Genomic DNA, 20,349 nt, shown 5'->3' on the forward strand with positions numbered 1-20,349 from the left:
GTGCGAATGAATTCGACCGGAACCCGACCCGACGGAATCCGCCGCCGGCTCTTCCCCCACAAAGGGATCGTCCCCGGCCCCCGCGGCCGCGGACGATCGGCAGAAGAGAGGCACCCTCACCCATGGGTCACTCCCCCAGGACCGGACGCGCGAGGTACGCGGCGCTCACCGGAATAGCGTCGCTCGCGCTCGCCTTCGCCGGCTTGGCCGGCGCGGCCGGTCCGGCCTCCGCGCAGGACATCTCCGGCTCGCAGGGCAGCACCACCAACGAGTTCAACCCCTGGAGCCCGCAGAACGGCCACCCCTACCGGCACGGCGCGGTTCCCGGCATGTCCCAGCACGAGAACTACAAGAAGTGGCTCGCCGCCCACAACCAGGCCGCGGCGACCGGCCAGCAGACGCTGTCGTACGGCGGCGGCGTCGACGGGATCGGCGTGCAGAGCGGGCACTCCAAGGTCTACCTGGTCTTCTACGGCAACCAGTGGGGCACCCAGACCACCGACGCCGGCGGCAACGCGAAGTTCTCCAACGACTCGGCCGGTGCCGCCGGTGCCACCCAGCAGATGTTCAAGGGCATCGGCACCAACGGCGAGACCTGGTCGGCCGACCTCACCCAGTGGTGCGACGGCCCCACCGTCGCCACCGGTGCCGTGAGCTGCCCGTCCGGCGCCAACTTCATCCCGTACCAGAGCGGCGGCGTCCTGTCCGGCGTCTGGTACGACAACGCGGCCGCCTCGCCGAGCCAGGCCAGCGGCAACCAGCTCGCCCAGGAGGCCGTCAAGGCCGCCGGACACTTCGGCAACACCACCGCCGCCGCCAACCGGGACGCGTACTACATCGTCCTGTCGCCGCACGGCACCAACCCGGACGACTACCAGAACCCGACCACCGGGTACTGCGCCTGGCACGACTGGAACGGTGACACCACCCTCACCGGCGGTGCGGCGAGCTCGCCCTACGGCGACATCGCCTTCTCCAACCAGCCGTACAACATCGACGCGGGCTCCAACTGCGGCGTCGGCTTCGTCAACTCGCCCGGCACGCTGGACGGCTGGACGATGACCCTCGGCCACGAGTGGCACGAGATGATGTCCGACCAGAACCCGGCCGGAGGCTGGACCAACCACGTCTCCGGCAGCAGCTACAACGGCCAGGAGAACTCCGACGAGTGCGCCTGGATCCAGCCCGGCAGCACCGGCGGCGCCGCCAACATCTCCTTCGGGGCATTCGGCAGCTACGCCGAGCAGGCCAGCTGGTCCAACGACACCAACTCCTGCGCGATCTCGCACGCCATCCTGACCCACGGCAACACGGTCACCGTCACCAACCCGGGCAACCAGAGCGGCACCGTCGGCACCGCGGCGAGCCTGCAGATCGGCGCCACCGACTCGGCCACCGGCCAGACGCTGGGCTACTCGGCCACCGGCCTGCCGGCCGGCCTGTCGATCAACTCCTCGACCGGCCTGATCTCCGGCACCCCGACCGCCGCCGGCACCTCCAGCGTCACGGTCACCGCCACCGACACCACCGGCGCCGCCGGCAGCACCACTTTCACCTGGACCGAGTCCACCGGCGGGGGCGGCGGCACCGCCGTCACCAACGGCACCTTCGAGACCGGCAGCCTGACCGGCTGGACCACCGCCGGCAGCACTTCCGCCACCGCCTCCGCGGCCCACAGCGGCGGCTACGGCGCCATGGTCGGCTCCACCGGCCCGACCGGGGACTCCTCGATCGCCCAGACCTTCACCGCGCCGACCGGCTCCAGCAAGCTGTCCTTCTGGTACAGCAACACCTGTGACGACACCGTCACCTACGACTGGGCCACCGCCACCCTGAAGGACAACACCACCGGCACGACCACCACGGTCCTGGCCAAGACCTGCACCACCACCGGCACCTGGACCAACAAGGCGGCGACCGTCACCCCGGGCCACTCCTACACCCTCACCCTGAGCAACCACGACGACAACTACCCGGGTGACCCGACCTACACCTACTACGACGACGTGACCGTCTCCTGACCATCGCCGCGTCGAACGCACCGGGGTGGGCCCAGCGCCCGCCCCGGTGCCGTTTCCGGTCCGACTGCCGTCCGGCGGGATCCGAACCGGCCGCCGGGGCGTCGAACCGGTACCCCGGAACAACAGCAGGAGGAACCGCCGTGAACCCGAGAAGATCCGCCGCCCCGGTACTCGCCGCCGCCCTGCTCGCCCTGGCCGGCTGCGCCTCCACCGGAACGGGCCCGTCGTCGCCCGCCGCCGCGTCGACCGCGTCGAGCCCGGCGACCGCGTCGAGCCCGGCGACCGCGTCGAGCCCGGCGACCGCGTCGAGCCCGGCGACGGTCACGGTGGACGAGCACGCCGACCGCACCACCCTGAAGGCCGCCGTCGGCACGACCGTCACGCTCGCCCTCCACAGTACCTACTGGTCCGCCGCGACCAGTTCCGCCCCCGAGGTCCTCGCCCCGGAAGGCTCCCCGACCACCGCCCCGTCCCCGTCCTGCCGTCCCGGCGGCGGCTGCGGCACCGTCACCGCCTCCTTCACCGCCCGCGCCCCCGGCACCGCCCGCCTCACCGCGACCCGCACCAGCTGCGGCGAGGCCCTCAACTGCCCGCCCGAGCAGCGCCGCTACGAGGTCACCGTCGAGGTCACCGGATGAGACCGGGCTCCTAACGGATCTCCGAGCCGGGGTTGGCCTCGTCCCACTGCCGCCGGGAGTCGACGATCGCGTCGTGGTGGCCGTACGACCAGTCCGCCATCGCCCGCACCAGGTGGGTCAGGCTGTGCCCGAGCCGCGTCAGCTCGTACTCCACCTGCGGCGGGACGGTCGGGTGGACGGTCCGCGAGACCAGGCCGTCGCGCTCCAGGCGGCGCACGGTCAGGGTGAGCATCCGCTGCGAGATGCCCGGCAGGGCGCGCTGCAGTTCGCGGAACCGCCGTACGCCCTGGGCGAGTTCGACGACGGTGAGGACCGACCACTTGTCGCCCAGGCGGTCCAGCAGGTCGCGGATCCCGCAGTCCACGCCGTCCTCGCACCAGACCACCGGGCGGGACGTGGTTACCGCGGTGTGCCCTGCTGACATGAATGTGCCTCCTTACGCCGGACGCCCAGGCTATCGAGGATGGTCGTGCAGCCGACGACCGATCACCCCTGGAGGAACCCCATGCTGCTCGTCACCGGAGTCAACGGAGGCCTGGGCGCGCTCGTCCTGGCGCGGCTCGCCGGCCGGGAGGGCGTCGTCGCCGGCTCCCGCACGCCCGGGGAGGTGCCGCACGGCGTCCCGGCCCGGCTGGTGGACTTCGACCGGCCGGACACCCTGGCGGAGGCCTTCGCCGGGGTGCGGACCCTGCTGCTGATCTCGGCCGGCGCCGCCGAGGACGACGTGGTGACCGCCCGGCACGGCGCCGCGATCGAGGCGGCGGAGCGGGCGGGCGTCGAGCACCTCGTCTACACCAGCCTCTCCGGCGACGGCGACCACCTGCCCTACGCCCTCGCCCACCGCTGGACGGAGCGGCGGCTGCGCGCGTCCGCCACGCTGCGCTGGACGGTGCTGCGCAACGGCCTGTACGCCGAGTTCCTGGGGGCGATCACCGCGCCCGGCCCGGACGGGGTGATCGGCGCTCCGCTCGGGGACGGGAAGCTCGCGGCGGTGGCCCGGGCGGACCTCGCGGAGGTGGCGGTGAACGTCGCCCTGGCGCCGGCCGGGCACGCGGGCCGCACCTACGAGCTGGTGGGGGAGCGGGCGGTGGGCGGCACGGAGGTGGCCGAGGCGCTCGGCGCCGAGTACCGCCCGGGACGGCTGACCGAGGCCCGGGCGGCGGTGGCGGCCTCGGACGCGCGGGACTTCCAGGTGCCGATGGTGGTCGGCACCTACTCGGCGATCGCCCACGGCTTCCTCGCGGGCCCGGGCGGGCCGGGCGATCTCGCGGCACTGCTCGGCCGCGAGCCCCGCCCGGCCCTGGAGGTCATCACCGAGGGGCGGTGACCACGGCGCGGGTGACCGCCGGTTGTGCGAGCCCTGGCGCACGGCACCGGCCCGCGCGGGCCGGTGCCGTCATTCGGAGGGTGCTACGTCACTCCATGGGCCGGGTGCCCCGGTCCGCGCTGCCGGATTGCGGGTGGCGCCTGCGGTTGGCGGTGAGGAGCACGGGGACGCCCGCGGCGAGCAGGAGCGCACCCGCCGTGCCGACGAGGGTGAGGTTTTCGGCACCCGTCTCGGGCAGTTGGCCGTGCGGCGGGTGGGGCCGGCCGGAGGGGTGGGGCGACGGACAGCGGGGACCGTCCGGTTCCGGTCCGATCGGGGGCGGGACTCCTGCATCGGTGGTAGATCGGGCCTGCAACCGGGTGACCGCGCGGGCGGGGCTGCCCCATGACGCCCGGGCCGACCGGCTACCCCTTCCGCCATGACCAACACCAGCAAGTACCTGCTCGCCGGCGGCCTCACGGTCGCGCTGGCCGTCCTCTCCACGGGCCCCGCGGCCGCGGGCCACGACGAGGGGGCCGGACACGGCGAGTCCGGATACACCCTGCCCTCGGGCTTGTGCTTCAACGGGCACGGTGACGCCGACGCCGACGGCATCGCCGCGGGATCGCCGGGCGTGCTGTCCGGCAACCTGATCCAGATCCCCGTCAACCTCGAGGCCAACGTCTGCGGCAACTCCATCGACATCGTCGGCCTGCTCAACCCGGCGGGCGGCGGGGGCGGCGGTAACGGGGGCGGCGGCAACAACGGCGGCGGGAACAACGGCGGTGGGAGCGGCAACAACGGCGGGGGCGGCAACAGCAGCGGGGGCAACAACTAGGAGCGCGACGGCGTCGACCGGGGCGAGGCCACAGCCAACGGGCTGCGGCCTCGCCGCGTGTCGCGGTCCGGGCCGCGCGGCGGGTCAGTCGCCGAGGACGGCGATCCGGCCGGTGCTGTGCCCGGAGGCGACGAGCCGGACGGCGTCCGGGGCGGCGGCCAGCGGCACCCGGGCGCTCACCAGGGGGCGGACGGCGCCCTGCTCGGCGAGCCTGCCGAGCTCGTCGTGGGCGGTGCGGACGGCGCGCGGGTCGTGGGTGTTGTAGAGGCCCCAGTGCAGGCCCAGGATCGAGTAGTTCTTCACCAGGGCGTGGTTGAGCGCCGGGGCGGGGATCTGCCCGGCGGCGAAGCCGACGACCACGATCCGGCCCTCGAAGGCGATGCACCGGGTGGAGCCGGTGTAGGCCTCGCCGCCGACCGGGTCGAAGACCACGTCCGCGCCGCGTCCGCCGGTGGCCTCCTTGACGGCGGCGACGAAGTCCCGCTCCCGGCGGTCCACCACCAGGTCGGCGCCGAGCGCCCGCGCCGCCTCCGCCTTCGACGGCCCGCCGACCACGGCGATCACCCGTGCCCCGGCGGCCCGGCCGAGCTGGACCGCCGCGCTGCCGACGCCGCCGGCGGCCGCGTGCACCAGCAGGGTCTCGCCGGCCCGCAGCCGGGCCCGGCGGTGCAGCGCGAACCAGGCGGTCTGGTAGCCGATGTGCAGGGCGGCGGCCTCGGCGTCGTCCAGCACCTCGGGCGCCGGGAACGCGGCGGCGGCGTCCAGCAGCGCGTACTCGGCGAAGGCGCCGTGCGGCAGCACCGGGTTGCCGATCAGCCGCTCGCCCCGCCGGGCGCCGTCCACCACCTCGCCGCACAGCTCCACGCCGGGCGTGAACGGCAGCGGCGGGCGGACCTGGTACTGCCCGCGCACCATCAGCGCGTCCGGGAAGTTGACGGCCGCCGCCCGTACCCGCACCAGCAGCTGCCCCGGGCCGGGTACCGGCCGTGCGAGGTCCTCGACCAGCCGCATCACCTCACCGGGCTCACCGAGCTCGTCAACCTGCCAGGCCCTCACAGCAGTTCACTCCTCTCCAGCCCCTGCTGGAGCCGGTTCATCCCGGTGAGCCAGCGGTCCGGGCCGGTGGCCCGGGCGCGGCAGTAGTCGGCGACCTCGGGGTGGGGCAGGAGCAGGAAGCGCTCCGCGCGCATCCCGTCCAGGGCCGCCTCGGCGACGTCCGCCGGGTCGAGCGCGGTCGGGGCCAGCAGTGCCTCGCCGACCGCACCGGTGGAGGCGAGCAGGTCGGTGCGCACGCCCTGCGGGCAGAGCGCGTGCACCCGCAGGCCCCGGTGGCGGTAGGTCGCGGAGAGCCACTCGGCGAAGGCCAGCGCGCCGTGCTTGGTCACCGAGTACGGGGCCGAGCCCAGCATGGTGAGCAGCCCGGCGGCGGAGACGGTGGCCAGGAAGCGGCCCTCGCCGCGCTCCAGCCAGCGGGGGAGCAGCAGTTCGGCGGCCCGGACGTGGGCCATGACGTTGACCTCCCAGGCGCTCGTCCAGGCCGCGGCGGGCGCGTCCGCGCCGCCCACCGGGGCGACGCCGGCGTTGGCGCACCACACGTCGATCTCGCCGAGTTCGGCGCGGGCCCGGCCGACCAGGTCGGCGATCCCCTCGGCGGAGGCGGCGTCCCCGGGCAGTGCGGTGCCCGCGCACTCCTTCGCGACGGCGTGGGCGGCCCCGGCGTCCAGGTCGTTGACCGCCACCCGGGCGCCGGCCGCGGCGAAGGCCCGGGCCAGCGCGGCGCCGATGCCCCGGCCGCCGCCGGTCACCACCACGCCCCGGCCGTCGAACGCCCGGTTGTCGGACGCCCGGCGGTTGGACGTCCCGCCGTCGGACGTCCCGCTGTCGGCCGTCGGGTCGTCGACGTCCCCGGGGGTCACATCCCACCGCCGAGGGTGACCCCGCCGTCCACGACCAGGGTCTGGCCGGTGATCCAGCCGGCGTCCGGGGAGAGCAGGAAGGCGACGGCGCCGGCGATGTCCTCGGGGACGCCGAGGCGGCCGAGCGGGTAGGCCCTGGCGACCTTCTCCTCGCGGCCCTCGTACAGGGCCTCGGCGAACTTGGTCTTGACCACGGCGGGGGCGACGGCGTTGACCCGGATGCCCTGCGGGCCCAGCTCGGCGGCGAGTTCGGTGGTGAGCCGGATCAGCGCGGCCTTGCTGACGCCGTACATGCCGATCCCGAGCGAGGAGCGGATGCCGGCGATGGAGGCGACGTTGACGACGGAGCCGCCGTGCTCGCCCATCCAGGCGGCGTGCGCGCGGCGGGTCCAGGCCAGCGGGGCGAGCACGTTGACGGCGAGGATCTTGGCGGCGGCGGCCTCGTCGGTGTCCAGGACCGGCCCGTACACCGGGTTGATGCCGGTGTTGTTGACCAGGTGGTCGAGCCGCCCGAAGGCCTCCAGGGTGCGGGTGACGGCCTCTTCCTGGTGCGCCGGGTCGTCGGCCTTGCCCGCGACGGCGATCGCGTTGTCCGGGCCGCCCAGCTCGCGGACGGCGTCGGCGAGCGGTTCCGGGTTGCGGGCGGTGAGGCAGACCTTGGCCCCGCGGTCGACCAGCTCGCGGGCGATGCCGAGGCCGATGCCCCGGCTCGACCCGGTGACGACGGCCACCCGGCCCTTGAAGGAGTGCACCACGGAGCGTCCTGCCTTTCGTGCGAGGATCTCTGCCAGCAGCTGACTAAGCGCTTGCTCAGCATGCTGTCGGTGCGGGAGCCTGTCAACACTCCGCCGACCGTCCGTCCCCGGCCCGAACGGTGGCCGGCGCTCGGGCCGGGCGGCCGGTCGGAGGGAAAGCCTGTACGAGTTCTCTGGGAGGATGACGCCATGACCAGCACCCCGCTCGCCGACCTCTGGCCGACCCTGCCCGGCGCCGACGCCCGCCCCGAAGCGGCGTACCGGCTGCTCCAGGCCGCCGTCGAGTCGTTCGCCGAGCGCGGCTTCCACGCCACCACGACCCGGGACATCGCCACCGCGGCGGGGATGAGCCCGGCGGCGCTGTACATCCACTACCAGTCGAAGGCCGCGCTGCTCGCCGAGATCAGCCGGGCCGGACACGCCGCCACGCTGACCCTGGTCCGGAACGCGGCGGCCGGCGAGGGCGGCCCGGCCGAGCGGATGCGGCGGCTGGTCGAGCAGTTCACCGCCTGGCACGCCCGGGCCCGGACGGTCGGCCGGGTGGTCAACTACGAGCTGCACGCGCTGCCCGAGGACGCCTACGCCGTGGTCGCGGCGCTGCGCCTGGACATCGAGCGCGAGGTCAGCGCGCTGATCGGGGCCGGCGTGGCCGCGGGGGACTTCCAGGTGGCGGAGGTGCGTACGGCGGCCCGCGCGGTCACCTCGCTGGGCATCGACGTCTCCCGCTGGTACACCGACAACTCGACCGAGGCGCCGGAGGAACTCGGGCGCCGCTACGGCGAGTTGGTGCTGCGAATGCTCGGCGCCCGGGTCTGACGCGGGAGGCGGCCCGGTCCGCCCTTGACCTGCTCACGGAGTGCGAGCAGACTCGTATACGAAGTACGTGTGCCTCGTAGGCGTACAGCGCACGGGACGGGACGCGGACGACCCGCGATCCCCTCCCGGCCGCACTCCCACCGCAGCTCCGACGCTGCGGATCGAAGCAGATCACCTCCCGCGGCGATCACGCCCCCGACCGGCGGCGCCGAAGGGAGCAGACCCCCGACCCGGGCCGGCCCGGCCGGGCCGTGCCGCCGCCGCGCGCGGCGGCACGGGAACGGCGCGCGCTGCGTCGCGGCGCGGCCCGGGCGGTTGGAGAAGGGGAGGCGCAGTGATGCCCTTCCGGCAAACGAATCCGGTCCGTCCCCGCTTCTGGCTGGAGACGGCTCTCGGCGGACTGTCCGGACTGCTGTTCCTGCTCACCCTGGTGTGGCCGCAGTGGATCGAGACGCTCCTCGGCGTCGACCCGGACGCCGGCAGCGGTGCGGCGGAGTGGCTCGTGGTCGCACTGGCGGCCGCCGTCACCGCCGCCTGCCTGCTCGGCGCGCGGATCGAGTGGCGCCGGGCGCACCCTTCCTCGGCCCGCGCGCTGCGGTGAGCGGAGAGGAGGACCGTCATGACCGACATGTCACCCGTCAAGCACGAGGAGCTCACCGACCTCGTCCGGCGCACGCAGCTGAGCTTCGTGGGCACGGTCACCCGGGTCGGCGGCACCTCGCTCGCGGCCGTTCCGGCCGAGGCCAGGAACGACCGGACGGCCGTGGTCAGGGTCGACCAGGTGCTGCACGCGCCGGAAGCGTTCCGGCAGCTCGCGGGCAGTGAGGTCACCGTCCAACTGTCGCCCGACGCGGGTCTGATGGGCGTCGGCGACCGGGCCGCGTTCTTCACCCAGGGCATGGTGTACGGGGAGGGCCTGGGCGTCACCGAGGTGGGCCGGCTGCCCGCCGGGGCCGTCCAGCACCATGTGTCGCTCGCCGCCACCACGGCCGACGAACAGCCGTTCACCTCGGTGCAGCGGGAGATCCGCCACCAGGATCTGGCCGCGCACGCCGCGGAGGCGGACGCCGTGGTCGTCGGCACGGTGGTCGGCCTGGAACGGGCCGGCGGCGCCGACCGCGCCGACCGCCGGTCCGAGCACTCGCCGGACTGGTGGCGGGCGTCGATCGCCGTCACCCAGGTCGAGAGCGGCCGGGTGAACGACGCGACCCTCGCCGTGCTGTACCCCAACAGCCGCGACGCCCACTACTACCGGGTGCCCAAGCCCAGGGCCGGCCAGGAGGGGCTGTGGCTCCTGCACGCCACCCAGGACGACCAGCGCGAGCTCGCCCCGTACGAACTGATCCACCCCGAGGACTACCAGCCGGTGCACAAGCTCGCCGTGCTGCGCGAACGGAGGTGAGCCGACATGCCCACCCTCAAGGTCGTCAACATCACCCCGAAGGCGCTGAGCGGCACCGCGACCCAGGACTCCGAGCCGTTTCTCGCGGTCAACCCCGAGACGCCCACGGAGATGGTCGCGACCGCCTTCACCCCCGACCCGATGGGCGGTCCGCTCGCCCCGGTCTACGTGTCCACGGACGGCGGCGACAGCTGGGTGCTGCACACCATCGTCCCCGGCGCCGCGCCGGGGCTCGGTACCGCCGACATCACGGTGGCCTTCGCGGCCCAGGGCGGTGCCCTGTACGCGGGCATACTGAACGGCCTGGCCGCACTGCACCGGCCCACGCCGATCACCAGGATGCAGATCCTTCGAGCGCCGAGCATCGCCTCGACCGCGCCCATGGAGATCCTGGTGAGCCGGGACCAGGAGGACCAGCCGTGGGTCATCGCCGACACCGTGACGGCCGGCGGCGCCGACCGCGACCGGGTCTACGTCGGCAACAACGGTCCGGGCCCGCGGACCGCCGTCGTGGACGTCTCGGGCGACGCGCGGACGGCGCCCGCACCGGCCGGATTCGTGCCCACGGTGATCGAGAACCGTGACCCGGCGAATCAGGACGGGCCGCCGGTGCGCCTCGCCGTGCACCCCGACGGCACCGTCTACGCGGCGTTCGAGAGCTGGCGGACCAATGACCAGGGCGACCCGATCACCAACGTCACCTTCGACGTTGTGGTGAGCCGGGACGACGACGGAGGCGTCGGCGCCCATCCGTTCCAGGACCTCAAGGACGCCACCGACAGCGTCCCCGGGCAGCGGGTCGCGACCGACCGCTTCGTCGCGTTCAACTCGACGATGGGGCAGGAGCGGCTCGGCGGCGACCTGACGATCGCGGTGGACCCGACCGGCGCCGACCGCGTCTGGATCGCCTGGTGCGACCGCGTGGGCGGCCCGGGCGGTGTCGACAACACCCTGCACGTCCGGCACTCGCAGGACCGCGGCCAGACCTGGCAGCAGGTGCGCGACGACATCACCGACGTCAAGAACCCGTCGCTGGCCGTCAACGAGGACGGTCTGGTGGGCCTGGTCTACCAGCAGTTCGCCAGCAACCAGTGGACGACGATCCTCGAGGTCACCGCCGACAACTGGAGCACCGCGCCGGAGTCCGACGTCCTGCACCAGGCGCCCGCGAACGTACCCCGGGCCGCGGGACTGCCCTTCCTCGGTGACTACATCCGGATGCTCGCGGTCGGGAAGGACTTCTACGGCGTCTTCGCCGGCAACAACACACCGGACCGGGCCAACTTCCCGGTGGGCGTGACGTACCAGCGCAACGCCAACTTCACCGTCCACCAACTGCTCAGCACCGACGGCGTGACCCGGGTGCCGCCGTCCATCGACCCGTTCTTCTTCCATCGGGCCGCCTGAGCGTTCCACCGGGCCGGCCGAGCGCGCGCCCGGAGCGCCCGCCACGATCCTTCGTGGCGGGCGCCCCGCTGTCGGGCACTGTGGTTCGGGGGTGTTCAGGCGGTGGCCAGGCAGAGCTGCACCAGCCCGGCGTCCACGTCGCGGATGATCTGTTCCATCTCCGCCCACCGCGGGTGGAACTCGGTGCCCCACTCGACGGTGAAGCCGAGCACCTTGCCCTGGTCGGGGTCGGCGAAGGTGCGGGAGTAGACGTAGTCGTCGCTGGTCCCGCTGGTCGGGTACAGATGGAAGCCGCTCATCGGCTTGTACGACAGGCCGCGTACGCCGTTGACGCCCTTGCAGAACGCCTCGGCGAGCAGCACGGCGGTGTCCTCGTCGTCCTTGGGGATGTACTCGGCGTACGTGAGGTCGCCGGGCAGGCCGCGCTTGCCGTCGTAGTCGGAGTTGCGGAAATTCATGTCGGGGTCGACCGACTGGTTCTCGTCGTCGCCCCAGTTGTAGAGCATGTCCTGCGAGTAGCTGTGCACGTCGACGAACCACCGGGTCAGCGGGAGCTGGTCCAGCAGCCACTGGACGTTGCGGGTCTCCGGCTCGGAGAACGGGCTCGGGCCGGCGTAGACCTGCTGGTCGCACGGGTCGTTCGACACCTGGGGGTTGGCGCCCGGGGCGAAGGCGGTGACGAAGTCGAAGAGGAAGTCGTAGTTGCGGTTGAGGTCGACGCCGACGCAGTCCGGGGCCGGGTTGCCGCCGGCGTTCGCCGGGTTGCGGTTCTTGCGCCACATGGGCCTGACGGTCTGGCTGTAGTGCCGGCCGTCGGGGTTGACCAGCGGGTAGAGCACCAGGTCGAGCCGCTGGAGCAGGCCGCTGACCTGACCGGCGGTGAAGGCGGTGCCGCCGTAGCCGAGGCCGGTGCCGTCCCGGTGGGCCTCCAGCAGGTCGGCGGCGAGGTGGACGAGGATCTCGCAACTGCCCCACTCACGGGCGTGGACACCCCCGATCATCATGACGCACGGCTTGGGGGCCGGCGCGGGTTCGCTGATCACCAGGGCGTGGGCGGTGCGGCCCTCGAACGAGGGCTCGGGCAGGGTGACGAGTTGGGTCAGGTCGGGGAAGGCGGTGGCCAGGCTGGTCACGGCGGACTCGACCTCGGTGACGTTCAGGTACGGCATGGCGGGCCTCCCGGGTCAGCCGGAGAGCTTGGCGGCCAGGCCGCGCGGGACGGCGTCGGCGGGGGCGAAGCGGTCGCCGCTGCCGACCTCGGCCTGGGCGGCGCGCCCGGCCTCGCTGGCGTTTCCGGTCATGGTGACCGTGACGCCCTCGCGTTCGAGGGCCGGGATCCGGTCGGCCGGGACGTAGACGTCGATGCCGATGCGGCCGTCCTCCTCGACGTGCGGCCGTCCGCCGACGTCGGGGCGGGTGTCGCGCAGCAGGGCGCGCAGGGTCTCCGGGTCCTTGGCGGTGACGCGGAGGCGCAGGATGTCATCGGGGGGTGACGTGTCGGGTGCGGAGGACATGGGGACCTCTTCCGGGCGCCGTCAGCGGGCTGCCGCGGTGGTGCCGGGCGGCGCGGCGGCGCCGATAGGAGCGGATATGTCCGACGTGTACCTCGTATCCTCAGGATCCGCCGTCACGGTAGAAGTCGTCAAGGGGCGGCTCGGGCATCCCGTCGAGCAGGCTGTCCAGGCCGCTCAGCATCTCGGCCTCGTGGTCGAAGTCGGCGAACCGGGGCACCAGGGCGCGCAGCCTGGGGTAGTCGGCGGCGGGCAGCCGGTGCAGGCCGAGCCGCAGCGCCGGGTCCGGCTCGCTCGGGTTGTCGACCACCTGGCGCTTGTCCACCAGCAGGCAGCCGAGGTTCCAGGCGACGAAGGTGCGGTAGACGGTCAGCGAGCCGGCGTCGTCGAAGCCGGCCCGGCCGAGCACGGCCAGGATGTGCTCGGTGAGGTCCAGCACCGAGGCCGGGCGGCGGGCCACCGGGACGGCCAGCGGGCGGGTCGCGACCAGCGGCAGGATCTCGGGGTGGGCGTGCGCGGTGGCGGCGAACGCCCGGGCGATCCGGCGCAGTTCGGCGCGCCAGCCGTCCGGGTGGGAACCGCCGGTGGAACCGGCCCGCAGCCGGGCGTTGATCTCGTCGAAGTAGGCCTCGACCAGGCCGTCGATCAGGGCCTCCTTGCCCGGGGTGTAGCGGTACAGGGCCATCGACTCCACGCCGAGCTCGGCCGCGAGCCTGCGCATGGTCAGCGCGCCCAGGCCCTCGCGGTCGACCAGGGCCACGGCGGCGCCCAGCACCAGCGGGCGGCTCAGCCGGCCCCGCTTCTCGGGGGCGTCCTGCTCGGCCATCTCCGCACTCCTCCGGGTCGGTGGCAGCGTTCCCGGTCGCGCCCGGGCCGTTCGGACGGTCCGGTGGACCGGCCGTGGCGCGGGGCCCGCTGCCTGGGCTGGGGTTCGGCGTTTTCGGCGGATGTCACTCAGCGGATACAGAACCAGGATACAAGGTAGGAATCGGACGTAAACGGGTCAACAGGATTTACCGGGTCGGTTCGCCGATCCCGCTGGTCAGCCGACCGGCGGTGGAGCGGCGGGGGCGACCGGCACGGCGACCGGGGCGGCGGGGTCGGTTGCGGAGGGTGGCCGACGCGGCGGTGGCGGACCGGCGCCGCGGAGTTCGGTGGGCCGTGGTGAGCAGGCGTGGGGCGGGTTTCCGGGCGGCGGGCCGGTGACCGGGGCGGTCGGTCCGGTTGCGGTGCGTGGTCGGCGGGGGTGGCCGACGGCGCGGGTCCCGGGCCGCCAACCCGGGACCCGAGCCCCGGATTCGGCGCGGATTCGATTCAGCCCCGGGACTCAGTCGAGCAGCAGCCGGACGGCCAGGGCGGCGACGAGGGCGGCCGAGCCCAGCGCGGTGAGCAGCCGGCCGCGCGGGCCGGTCAGCGCCCGGCCGAGCAGCGCGCCGCCGGAGGCCAGCAGCAGTTGCCAGCAGGCCGAGGCCGTGAAGGCGCCGACGGTGAAGGCGGCCCGGGCCGGCGCGCCCTCCTGGCTGCCGCCGCCGAGCACCAGGGCGGCGAAGTAGAGCATGGTGAGCGGGTTCAGCAGGGTGATGCCCAGCAGGGCGAGGAAGGCCCGGGCGGGGGTGGGCGGCGCGGCCCGCGGTCCGGCGGCGGTGCCGGGACGGCCGCGCACCGCGGTGACGGCCGTCCGGGCGGCCAGGGCCAGCAGCACCAGGGCGGAGACGATCCGCAGCGGCCGGGCGACCGGTTCGACCAGCGGTGCGAGGCCGGTGCCGCCGGCCGCGGCGAGCAGCGCGTAGAGCCCGTCCGCGGTGGCCACCCCGAGCGCGGCGCAGGCGCCGGTGCGCAGCGAGGTGTGCGCGGTGAGCGACACCAGGTAGGCCCCGACGGCCCCCACCGGGACGGCCACGCCGAGCCCGGCGAGCAGCCCGGCGGCCAGCGCGGCCCTCATGGGCGGGCGGCGTCGGGCCTCCGGGGACGGCCGGGCTGCTGTCGGCCCGGGGCCGGGTGGGCGGCGGGCGTAGGCAGCGGGCGGGCGGCGGAGTCGGTCATGCGCCGATGGTGACGGCCCGGGGAGGGGGCGGCAAACGGTTTTCCGGGAGCCCGGGATAGCGTGGGGAGACCCCGTGATCACCATTCCGAGGAGAGCCGATGAGCAGTCAGAACGACCCGGTGCGCGCGCTGTTGGCGGAGGCCTGGGTGTCCTGGGCGGAGCGGGGCGCGGCCCTGACCGCCGAGGACTGGGAGCGGCCCACCCGGCTGCCCGGGTGGACCGTACGGGAGTTGTACGCGCACGTGGCGCCGGTGCCGGAGATGTTCACCGGGCTGCGCGCGGCCGTCCTGGACGGGCGGCCCGAGGTGGTGGACGGGGCCGGAATCCTGCGTGTCTACAACCGGCCCGGCGGCATCGCCCACACCGCCGCCGACCAGGTCGCCGAGGCGGCGAAGCAGGTCGCCGAGGTGGCCGAACCCGCTGTGCTGATCGCCCGGTTCGGCGTCGAGGGGCCGCCCGCGCTGGACGGCCTCGCGGACCTTCCGCCGGACACCGCGGTGGCGCACCCGCTGCTCGGCAGCGTGACGGTCGGCGCGCTCGGCGAGGTGGCGCTGATGGAGGCGACCGTCCACCTGCTCGACCTGATCGCGGCCGTCGGCGGCCCGCCGCCCGCCGAGGGGGCGCTGGACTTCACCCGTGCGCTGCTGGCGCGGGTCGCCGACCCGGTGGACTTCATCGAGGCGGCGACCGGCCGCGGCGCGGCGGTGGTGCTGCCGGTGGTCCGGTAGGGCGCCGGGCCGGCCGTTCGCCGGGGTGCTCCCCCGAGGGGCCGGCCGCCGGGTGAGGCGTATGCGTCTCATGTCATGAGCCTTTCAAAGGCGCGGGTTTGCTGTCACTCTGCTGCTCCCGGCCCGATCCCCACGAGAGGCTCCGATGAAAAGACTCCTGCCTGCCCTGACCGGCGCCGCGCTGTTCGCGGCGACCGGCCTCGCGGCGCTCGCCACCCCCCCCGGGGCGAGCGCCGCGGACTGCACACCCGCCCAGGTCGTGGCCAACGACGGCTTCGAGTCCGGCAGTTCGCCCTGGACGGCGCCGAGCGGCGCGATCACCGCCGACAGCGGCCAGAGCGCGCACTCCGGCAGCTCCTACGCCTGGCTCGACGGCTACGGCTCCAGCCACACCGACACCCTCTCGCAGTCCGTCACCCTCCCCGCCGGGTGCGGCACCGCGACGCTCGGCTTCTGGCTGCACGTCGACACCGCCGAGACGACCGCCAGTACGGCCTACGACAAGCTGACCGTCAAACTCGGCTCCACCACGGTGGCCACCTACTCCAACCTGGACGCCGGGAGCGGGTACGTGCACAAGACCGTCGACGTCTCCGCCTTCGCCGGCCAGACCGCGACGCTCGCCTTCACCGGCGTCGAGGACGCCAGCCTGCAGACCAGCTTCGTGCTGGACGACGTCACCCTGGACGTCTCCGGCGGCGGGACCACCCCCCAGCCCGGCGACCCGACCCGCACCCCGGCCGCGCCGGCGTACACCGTCGACCTCAGCAGCGATGCCTCCGGCGGCAGTTGGACCGGGCACGAGAGCGTGACCTTCAGCAACGCCTCGCCCACCGCGCTGAACGAGGTGTACCTGCGGCTGTGGGACAACGCCCACGGCAGCTGCCCCAGCACCCCGATCACGGTCACCAACGTGACCGGCGGCACGCCCTCCCCGCTCACGGTGAACTGCACCGCGCTCAAGATCACCCTGCCGGCCCCGCTCGCCCAGGGCCAGAGCGGCACCGTCGGCTTCGACCTCGGCATCACCGTGCCGAGCGGCGCGGACCGCTTCGGCCACGACGGCGCGTACAACTTCCTCGGCAACGCCCTGCCCGTCCTGGCGATACGGGACGCGGCCGGCTGGCACCTCGACCCGTACACCAACAACGGCGAGTCCTTCTACTCGGTGGCCTCCGACTTCACCGTCACCCTGGACCACCCGACCGGCCTGCTGGTGCCCGCGACCGGCACCTCGGTGGACACCCCCGGCACGACCGGCCGGACCGTCACCAAGGCGACCGCGAGCAAGGTGCGCGACTTCGCCTGGGGCGCCGGACCGTTCACCAGGATCTCCGGCACCTCGGCGGCCGGGGTGAAGGTCAACGTCTACTCGGTGGCGGGCATCAGCGCGGCCGACTCCAAGTCGATGCTCTCCACCGCGACCTCGGCGGTCGACGCCCACGCCCAGCGCTTCGGTGCCTACCCGTACGGCGAACTGGACGCGGTGATCGACAACAACTTCTGGTTCGGCGGCATGGAGTACCCGGGCTTCGTCCTCGACCTGGTCAGCACCACGGCGCTCACCCACGAGATCGGCCACCAGTGGTGGTACGGCATCGTGGGCGACGACGAGTACAACAGCCCCTGGCTGGACGAGTCCTTCACCGACTACGCCACCGACCTCGCCCTCGGCAAGACCGGCAACGGCTGCTGGAACAGCGTCTCCTGGGCCTCCTCGGCGGAGAAGATCACCAACTCGATGGCGTACTGGGACGCCAACTCCTCGCGCTACTCCACGGTCGTCTACGGCTACGGCAAGTGCGCCCTGCACGACCTGCGCCGGACGATCGGCGACACCGCGATGACCACGCTGCTGCGGAACTACGCGCAGGCGCACTGGAACGGCGTCTCCACCACCGCGGAGTTCAAGGCCGCGGCCCAGGCCGCCACCACCGTGGACCTGACCTCCTTCTGGAGCCAGCACCGCATCGACGGCTGAGCCCGGGCAGCCCGTGGCGCCGCCCCCGGCTCCGGCCGGGGGCGGCGCCCGTCGGCGTCCCGCCGCGTTCCTGTTCGCGTCCACTTCGCTTCCCCCGGCGGCCCCTTGACGGCGCCGGAGGCCGGGAGGACGCTGTACGTGTACGACATAAGCGTGTGCCGTACACGGACAGTCGAAAGCACACGACCAAGAGTCGCGAGGCTCCCGGCGCTGACCCGACCGCTGGAGCGATCATGTCGACCAACCACTACGTGGCGCTGCCGGACAGCTCCCGCGTTCCGCTCGACGGAGCGCGGGTCATCGGACCGGCCGACCCACGGGCACCCCTGACCGTCACCGTCTACCTGCGGCGCGACCCCGACGCGCCCCCGCGGCCGGACCTGTACGAGCTGGCGCTCCAGCCGCCGACCCGCCGGACCGTCCCCACCGACGACGAGTACGCCGCCGTCCACCGCTGGCGCGACACCGACCTGAAGGCCGTCGAGACCTTCGCCGCCGAGCACCGCCTCGCCGTCTCCAACGAGAACCCGCTGGCCCGCAGCGTCCAGCTGACCGGCACCACCGGGGACGTCGCGGACGCCTTCCGGGTCACCCTGGCCCGCTACCGCTACCACGACGCCCGCGACAACCCCCGCGTCTACCGCGGCCGCGAGGGCGCCGTCCACGTCCCCGAGGAGCTGAGCGGCGTCATCACCGGCGTGTTCGGCCTGGACGACCGGCCGATCGGCGCCAACCTGCTGATCCACCGGACGGACGTCAGCCTCCCGATCACGGCGAAGGCCGTACCGGCCCTGCCGACGGGAGTCTTCTTCCCGCACCAGCTCGCGAAGCCGTACACCTACCCGGCCGGTCTCGACGGCACCGGCCAGTGCATCGCCGTCCTCGCCTTCAACGGCGAGACGTCGCCCGGTGTGCCTTCCGGCGGCTACTCGTCGGACGCGTTGCGCACGTACTTCACCGCACTGGGGCTGCCCGTGCCGGACATCACCAATGTGGTGATCCAGAACGTCGGATCCCCCGGCAACGACCCGGGCCCGGGCGACGCCACCGCGGACCCGTTCGACAGCACCGACGAGATCATGCTCGACCTCGCGGTGGTCGGCTCCCTCGCACCCGGGGCGAAGATCGTCGTCTACTTCAGCAAGTTCACCGAACAGGGCTGGACCGATCTGGTCAACCAGATCGCGACCGACACCGTCAACCGGCCCGCGGTGATCTCCAGCAGCTACGGCAACACCGAGGACGGGGGCCCGCGTTGGACCCCCGCGGGCGTCGCCAACGTCGACGGCGTCTTCATCAACGCCGGCACCAAGGACATCAGCATCTGCTGCGCCTCGGGCGACGACGGCTCCCGGGACGTCCACATCGGCGAGCGTGCCCACGCCGACTTCCCCGCGTCCAGCCCGCACGTGCTCGGCGTCGGCGGCACCCACCTGGTGGTCCAGGGCGGCGCGGTCGACCAGGAGATCGTCTGGGACGACGGACCGGGGGCGCGGACCGGGGGCGGCATCAGCAGGATGTTCCCGGTGCCCCCCTACCAGGTCGGCCTCACGATGCCGGTCGCCGCGAACCCGCCGCACGTGCACGGCCGGGGTGTGCCCGACGTGTCCGCGGTCGCCTCCCGGAACACCGGCGTGGTCGTCCCGAACGTGGACGGCGTGCACGTCGACCTGGTCGGCGGCACCAGCGCGTCGGCCCCGATGTGGGCCGCCCTGCTGGCCCGGATCAACCAGGGGCTCGGCCACCGGGTCGGCTTCCTCAACCCGCTGCTGTACGCGCACTTCGCGACCGGCGTCCTGCGGGACATCACCGTCGGCAGCAACGGGGCGTACCCCTCCGGGCCCGGCTGGGACCCGTGCACCGGCCTCGGCAGCCCGGGCGGCCAGCAGCTGATGGACGGCCTCAAGGCCCTGTGAACCCCCGTCGGTCCGACACCGGCCGGTGCGGGACGCCTTGCGGCGCCCCGCACCGGCGCGGGTGCGTCGGCCCTCGGCCTTCGGCCCTCGGCCGTCAAGCCGTCAAGCCGTCAAGCCGTCGGCTCTCGGCCGTCAGCCCAGGGCGAGGGCGCGGAGGCGGTCGGCCGCGCCGTTGAAGTAGTTCTGGTCACCGGGGAAGGTGCCGGAGTCGGCGAACTGCCAGAAGGTCTGGTAGCCCCAGCCGTTCGGCAGGGTGCCGACGGAGGAGGCGTAGCGGGCTATCCAGAGCGGGTTGGTGGTGCCGAAGCCGCCGTTGTTGCCGGTGCACTGGGTCCACCAGTTGGTGGTGGTGTAGATGGTGGGGTAGCGGCCGGTGCGGGAGTGCACGGTGTTGCTGAAGTCCCGGATCCAGCTGACCATGGCGCTCTGGCTGAGGCCGTAGCAGGTGGCGCCGTAGGGGTTGTACTCGATGTCCAGCGCGGGCGGCAGGGTCTTGCCGTCGGCGGACCAGCCGCCGCCGTGGCTGACGAAGTAGTTGGCCTGGGTGGCGCCGGAGGAGGCGTTCGGCAGCGCGAAGTGGTAGGCGCCGCGGATCAGCCCGGCGTTGTAGGAGCCGTTGTACTGCTGGGCGAAGGACGGGTTGGTGTAGCCGGTGCCCTCGGTGGCCTTGACGTAGGCGAACCTGGCGCCGTTGGCGGCCACCGAGGACCAGTTGACGTTGCCCTGGTAGCTGGAGACGTCCAGCCCCGGGGTCTGGGTGGCGGCGAGGGAGGCGAGCGGGGCGGCCGCGCTGCGGCCCTCGCGGGCGGCGACGGTGGAGCCGGCGAAGTCCTGCTCGGGGTGGAAGCCGGGGCGGCCTTCGGCGACGGGGGCGACAGGGGCGGGGTCGGCCGCGTAGGCGGGGGCGGCCGCGCCGGCGACCAGGGCGGTCGCGGCGGCGAGGGCGGCGAGCGCGGGCAGACGGCGGCGGGCCGGTCTGTCGCTGCCGGTGGTGCGGGCGGAGCGGGAAGAGCGGGGCATGGGCACTCCTCTGGTCCGAGCAGGGGGAGGGTCGAAATGACCCGGTTCGG

The 20,349-nt window shown here is 73.7% G+C and carries 21 protein-coding genes; 11 read left to right on the forward strand and 10 right to left on the reverse strand.

Annotated features, from left to right (window positions below; translation table 11 throughout):
* The first annotated feature begins 122 nt into the window (after nt 1–122).
* Together ACFVVA_RS09125 and ACFVVA_RS09130 are read left to right on the forward strand one after the other, a co-directional pair.
* On the forward strand, nt 123–2,021 hold the full coding sequence (locus ACFVVA_RS09125; protein WP_387687295.1) for a putative Ig domain-containing protein: 1,899 nt from the start codon (nt 123–125) through the stop codon (nt 2,019–2,021).
* A gap of 140 nt (nt 2,022–2,161) precedes the next feature.
* Nucleotides 2,162–2,659, forward strand: coding sequence for a hypothetical protein (locus tag ACFVVA_RS09130; protein WP_387687297.1), 498 nt, complete (start codon nt 2,162–2,164; stop codon nt 2,657–2,659).
* A gap of 10 nt (nt 2,660–2,669) precedes the next feature.
* Here the strand turns inward: ACFVVA_RS09130 and ACFVVA_RS09135 are convergent, their stop codons facing one another.
* The gene (locus ACFVVA_RS09135; protein ID WP_387687299.1) at nt 2,670–3,083 is read right to left on the reverse strand and encodes a winged helix-turn-helix transcriptional regulator; all 414 of its coding nucleotides are present in this window, start codon (nt 3,081–3,083) and stop codon (nt 2,670–2,672) included.
* A gap of 81 nt (nt 3,084–3,164) precedes the next feature.
* Between ACFVVA_RS09135 and ACFVVA_RS09140 the strand changes: the two genes are divergently transcribed.
* The gene (locus tag ACFVVA_RS09140) at nt 3,165–3,986 is read left to right on the forward strand and encodes an NAD(P)H-binding protein (RefSeq protein WP_387687301.1); all 822 of its coding nucleotides are present in this window, start codon (nt 3,165–3,167) and stop codon (nt 3,984–3,986) included.
* 88 nt (nt 3,987–4,074) lie between these two features.
* Here ACFVVA_RS09140 and ACFVVA_RS09145 read toward each other — a convergent pair whose 3' ends face one another.
* The gene (locus ACFVVA_RS09145) at nt 4,075–4,509 is read right to left on the reverse strand and encodes an LPXTG cell wall anchor domain-containing protein (RefSeq protein WP_387687303.1); all 435 of its coding nucleotides are present in this window, start codon (nt 4,507–4,509) and stop codon (nt 4,075–4,077) included.
* On the opposite strand from ACFVVA_RS09145, the gene ACFVVA_RS09150 reads away from it, so the two are divergent.
* Nucleotides 4,405–4,803, forward strand: coding sequence for a chaplin (locus tag ACFVVA_RS09150; RefSeq protein WP_387687305.1), 399 nt, complete (start codon nt 4,405–4,407; stop codon nt 4,801–4,803). The genes ACFVVA_RS09145 and ACFVVA_RS09150 overlap by 105 nt on opposite strands.
* 84 nt (nt 4,804–4,887) lie before the next feature.
* Here the strand turns inward: ACFVVA_RS09150 and ACFVVA_RS09155 are convergent, their stop codons facing one another.
* The 3 genes from ACFVVA_RS09155 to ACFVVA_RS09165 all read right to left on the reverse strand — a co-directional run bounded on the left by ACFVVA_RS09155 (nt 4,888) and on the right by ACFVVA_RS09165 (nt 7,474).
* Complete coding sequence (locus ACFVVA_RS09155) at nt 4,888–5,859, reverse strand: NADPH:quinone oxidoreductase family protein (RefSeq protein ID WP_387687307.1); 972 nt, start codon at nt 5,857–5,859, stop codon at nt 4,888–4,890.
* The gene (locus ACFVVA_RS09160; protein WP_387687405.1) at nt 5,856–6,614 is read right to left on the reverse strand and encodes an SDR family oxidoreductase; all 759 of its coding nucleotides are present in this window, start codon (nt 6,612–6,614) and stop codon (nt 5,856–5,858) included. The genes ACFVVA_RS09155 and ACFVVA_RS09160 overlap by 4 nt, the downstream gene beginning before the upstream one ends.
* Nucleotides 6,615–6,715: 101 nt before the next feature.
* Nucleotides 6,716–7,474: an SDR family oxidoreductase gene (locus ACFVVA_RS09165; protein ID WP_387687309.1), complete on the reverse strand. Its 759-nt coding sequence runs from the start codon at nt 7,472–7,474 to the stop codon at nt 6,716–6,718.
* 189 nt (nt 7,475–7,663) lie between these two features.
* Here ACFVVA_RS09165 and ACFVVA_RS09170 point away from each other — a divergent pair, with 189 nt between their 5' ends.
* The 4 genes from ACFVVA_RS09170 to ACFVVA_RS09185 all read left to right on the forward strand — a co-directional run bounded on the left by ACFVVA_RS09170 (nt 7,664) and on the right by ACFVVA_RS09185 (nt 11,099).
* Nucleotides 7,664–8,290, forward strand: coding sequence for a TetR/AcrR family transcriptional regulator (locus ACFVVA_RS09170; protein WP_387687311.1), 627 nt, complete (start codon nt 7,664–7,666; stop codon nt 8,288–8,290).
* A gap of 337 nt (nt 8,291–8,627) precedes the next feature.
* Nucleotides 8,628–8,891, forward strand: a complete 264-nt coding sequence (locus ACFVVA_RS09175) for an ABC transporter permease (RefSeq protein ID WP_387687313.1) — start codon at nt 8,628–8,630, stop codon at nt 8,889–8,891.
* A gap of 18 nt (nt 8,892–8,909) precedes the next feature.
* Nucleotides 8,910–9,692: a hypothetical protein gene (locus tag ACFVVA_RS09180; protein ID WP_387687315.1), complete on the forward strand. Its 783-nt coding sequence runs from the start codon at nt 8,910–8,912 to the stop codon at nt 9,690–9,692.
* Nucleotides 9,693–9,698: 6 nt separating this feature from the next.
* Nucleotides 9,699–11,099, forward strand: coding sequence for a hypothetical protein (locus tag ACFVVA_RS09185; RefSeq protein ID WP_387687317.1), 1,401 nt, complete (start codon nt 9,699–9,701; stop codon nt 11,097–11,099).
* 95 nt (nt 11,100–11,194) lie between these two features.
* Here ACFVVA_RS09185 and ACFVVA_RS09190 read toward each other — a convergent pair whose 3' ends face one another.
* From ACFVVA_RS09190 to ACFVVA_RS09205, 4 genes are all read right to left on the reverse strand, one after another.
* On the reverse strand, nt 11,195–12,268 hold the full coding sequence (locus tag ACFVVA_RS09190) for a M14 family metallopeptidase (protein WP_387687319.1): 1,074 nt from the start codon (nt 12,266–12,268) through the stop codon (nt 11,195–11,197).
* A 15-nt stretch (nt 12,269–12,283) separates the two neighbouring features.
* Nucleotides 12,284–12,613 carry a hypothetical protein gene (locus tag ACFVVA_RS09195; RefSeq protein WP_359909239.1) on the reverse strand — a complete coding sequence of 110 codons (330 nt, stop codon included), beginning with the start codon at nt 12,611–12,613 and terminating at the stop codon, nt 12,284–12,286.
* A gap of 100 nt (nt 12,614–12,713) precedes the next feature.
* Nucleotides 12,714–13,436: a TetR/AcrR family transcriptional regulator gene (locus tag ACFVVA_RS09200; protein ID WP_387687321.1), complete on the reverse strand. Its 723-nt coding sequence runs from the start codon at nt 13,434–13,436 to the stop codon at nt 12,714–12,716.
* 501 nt (nt 13,437–13,937) lie between these two features.
* A complete protein-coding gene (locus ACFVVA_RS09205; protein WP_387687323.1) occupies nt 13,938–14,552 on the reverse strand; it encodes a LysE family transporter in 615 nt (204 codons plus the stop codon).
* Between the two features lie 200 nt (nt 14,553–14,752).
* Here ACFVVA_RS09205 and ACFVVA_RS09210 point away from each other — a divergent pair, with 200 nt between their 5' ends.
* The 3 genes from ACFVVA_RS09210 (at nt 14,753) to ACFVVA_RS09220 (ending at nt 19,279) form a co-directional block, all read left to right on the forward strand.
* Nucleotides 14,753–15,382 carry a maleylpyruvate isomerase N-terminal domain-containing protein gene (locus tag ACFVVA_RS09210; protein ID WP_387687325.1) on the forward strand — a complete coding sequence of 210 codons (630 nt, stop codon included), beginning with the start codon at nt 14,753–14,755 and terminating at the stop codon, nt 15,380–15,382.
* A 145-nt stretch (nt 15,383–15,527) separates the two neighbouring features.
* The gene (locus tag ACFVVA_RS09215) at nt 15,528–17,363 is read left to right on the forward strand and encodes a M1 family aminopeptidase (protein WP_387687327.1); all 1,836 of its coding nucleotides are present in this window, start codon (nt 15,528–15,530) and stop codon (nt 17,361–17,363) included.
* Nucleotides 17,364–17,596: 233 nt separating this feature from the next.
* Nucleotides 17,597–19,279, forward strand: coding sequence for a protease pro-enzyme activation domain-containing protein (locus ACFVVA_RS09220; protein ID WP_387687329.1), 1,683 nt, complete (start codon nt 17,597–17,599; stop codon nt 19,277–19,279).
* Nucleotides 19,280–19,411: 132 nt separating this feature from the next.
* On the opposite strand, the gene ACFVVA_RS09225 is transcribed toward ACFVVA_RS09220, so the two are convergent.
* Complete coding sequence (locus tag ACFVVA_RS09225) at nt 19,412–20,299, reverse strand: lysozyme (RefSeq protein ID WP_387687331.1); 888 nt, start codon at nt 20,297–20,299, stop codon at nt 19,412–19,414.
* Between the last annotated feature and the right edge of the window lie 50 nt (nt 20,300–20,349).

Source organism: Kitasatospora sp. NPDC058048, from assembly GCF_042885555.1.
Classification (GTDB): Bacteria; Actinomycetota; Actinomycetes; order Streptomycetales; family Streptomycetaceae; genus Kitasatospora; species Kitasatospora lactacystinica.

What these genes read in the sequence shown, in the direction of transcription:
- ACFVVA_RS09125 (WP_387687295.1), top strand. Translation starts at nt 123, where the DNA reads ATGGGTCACTCCCCCAGGACCGGACGCGCGAGGTACGCGGCGCTCACC.
- ACFVVA_RS09135 (WP_387687299.1), bottom strand. Translation starts at nt 3,083, where the DNA reads ATGTCAGCAGGGCACACCGCGGTAACCACGTCCCGCCCGGTGGTCTGG.
- ACFVVA_RS09140 (WP_387687301.1), top strand. Translation starts at nt 3,165, where the DNA reads ATGCTGCTCGTCACCGGAGTCAACGGAGGCCTGGGCGCGCTCGTCCTG.
- ACFVVA_RS09150 (WP_387687305.1), top strand. Translation starts at nt 4,405, where the DNA reads ATGACCAACACCAGCAAGTACCTGCTCGCCGGCGGCCTCACGGTCGCG.
- ACFVVA_RS09170 (WP_387687311.1), top strand. Translation starts at nt 7,664, where the DNA reads ATGACCAGCACCCCGCTCGCCGACCTCTGGCCGACCCTGCCCGGCGCC.
- ACFVVA_RS09175 (WP_387687313.1), top strand. Translation starts at nt 8,628, where the DNA reads ATGCCCTTCCGGCAAACGAATCCGGTCCGTCCCCGCTTCTGGCTGGAG.
- ACFVVA_RS09180 (WP_387687315.1), top strand. Translation starts at nt 8,910, where the DNA reads ATGACCGACATGTCACCCGTCAAGCACGAGGAGCTCACCGACCTCGTC.
- ACFVVA_RS09185 (WP_387687317.1), top strand. Translation starts at nt 9,699, where the DNA reads ATGCCCACCCTCAAGGTCGTCAACATCACCCCGAAGGCGCTGAGCGGC.
- ACFVVA_RS09190 (WP_387687319.1), bottom strand. Translation starts at nt 12,268, where the DNA reads ATGCCGTACCTGAACGTCACCGAGGTCGAGTCCGCCGTGACCAGCCTG.
- ACFVVA_RS09195 (WP_359909239.1), bottom strand. Translation starts at nt 12,613, where the DNA reads ATGTCCTCCGCACCCGACACGTCACCCCCCGATGACATCCTGCGCCTC.
- ACFVVA_RS09200 (WP_387687321.1), bottom strand. Translation starts at nt 13,436, where the DNA reads ATGGCCGAGCAGGACGCCCCCGAGAAGCGGGGCCGGCTGAGCCGCCCG.
- ACFVVA_RS09205 (WP_387687323.1), bottom strand. Translation starts at nt 14,552, where the DNA reads ATGAGGGCCGCGCTGGCCGCCGGGCTGCTCGCCGGGCTCGGCGTGGCC.
- ACFVVA_RS09210 (WP_387687325.1), top strand. Translation starts at nt 14,753, where the DNA reads ATGAGCAGTCAGAACGACCCGGTGCGCGCGCTGTTGGCGGAGGCCTGG.
- ACFVVA_RS09215 (WP_387687327.1), top strand. Translation starts at nt 15,528, where the DNA reads ATGAAAAGACTCCTGCCTGCCCTGACCGGCGCCGCGCTGTTCGCGGCG.
- ACFVVA_RS09220 (WP_387687329.1), top strand. Translation starts at nt 17,597, where the DNA reads ATGTCGACCAACCACTACGTGGCGCTGCCGGACAGCTCCCGCGTTCCG.
- ACFVVA_RS09225 (WP_387687331.1), bottom strand. Translation starts at nt 20,299, where the DNA reads ATGCCCCGCTCTTCCCGCTCCGCCCGCACCACCGGCAGCGACAGACCG.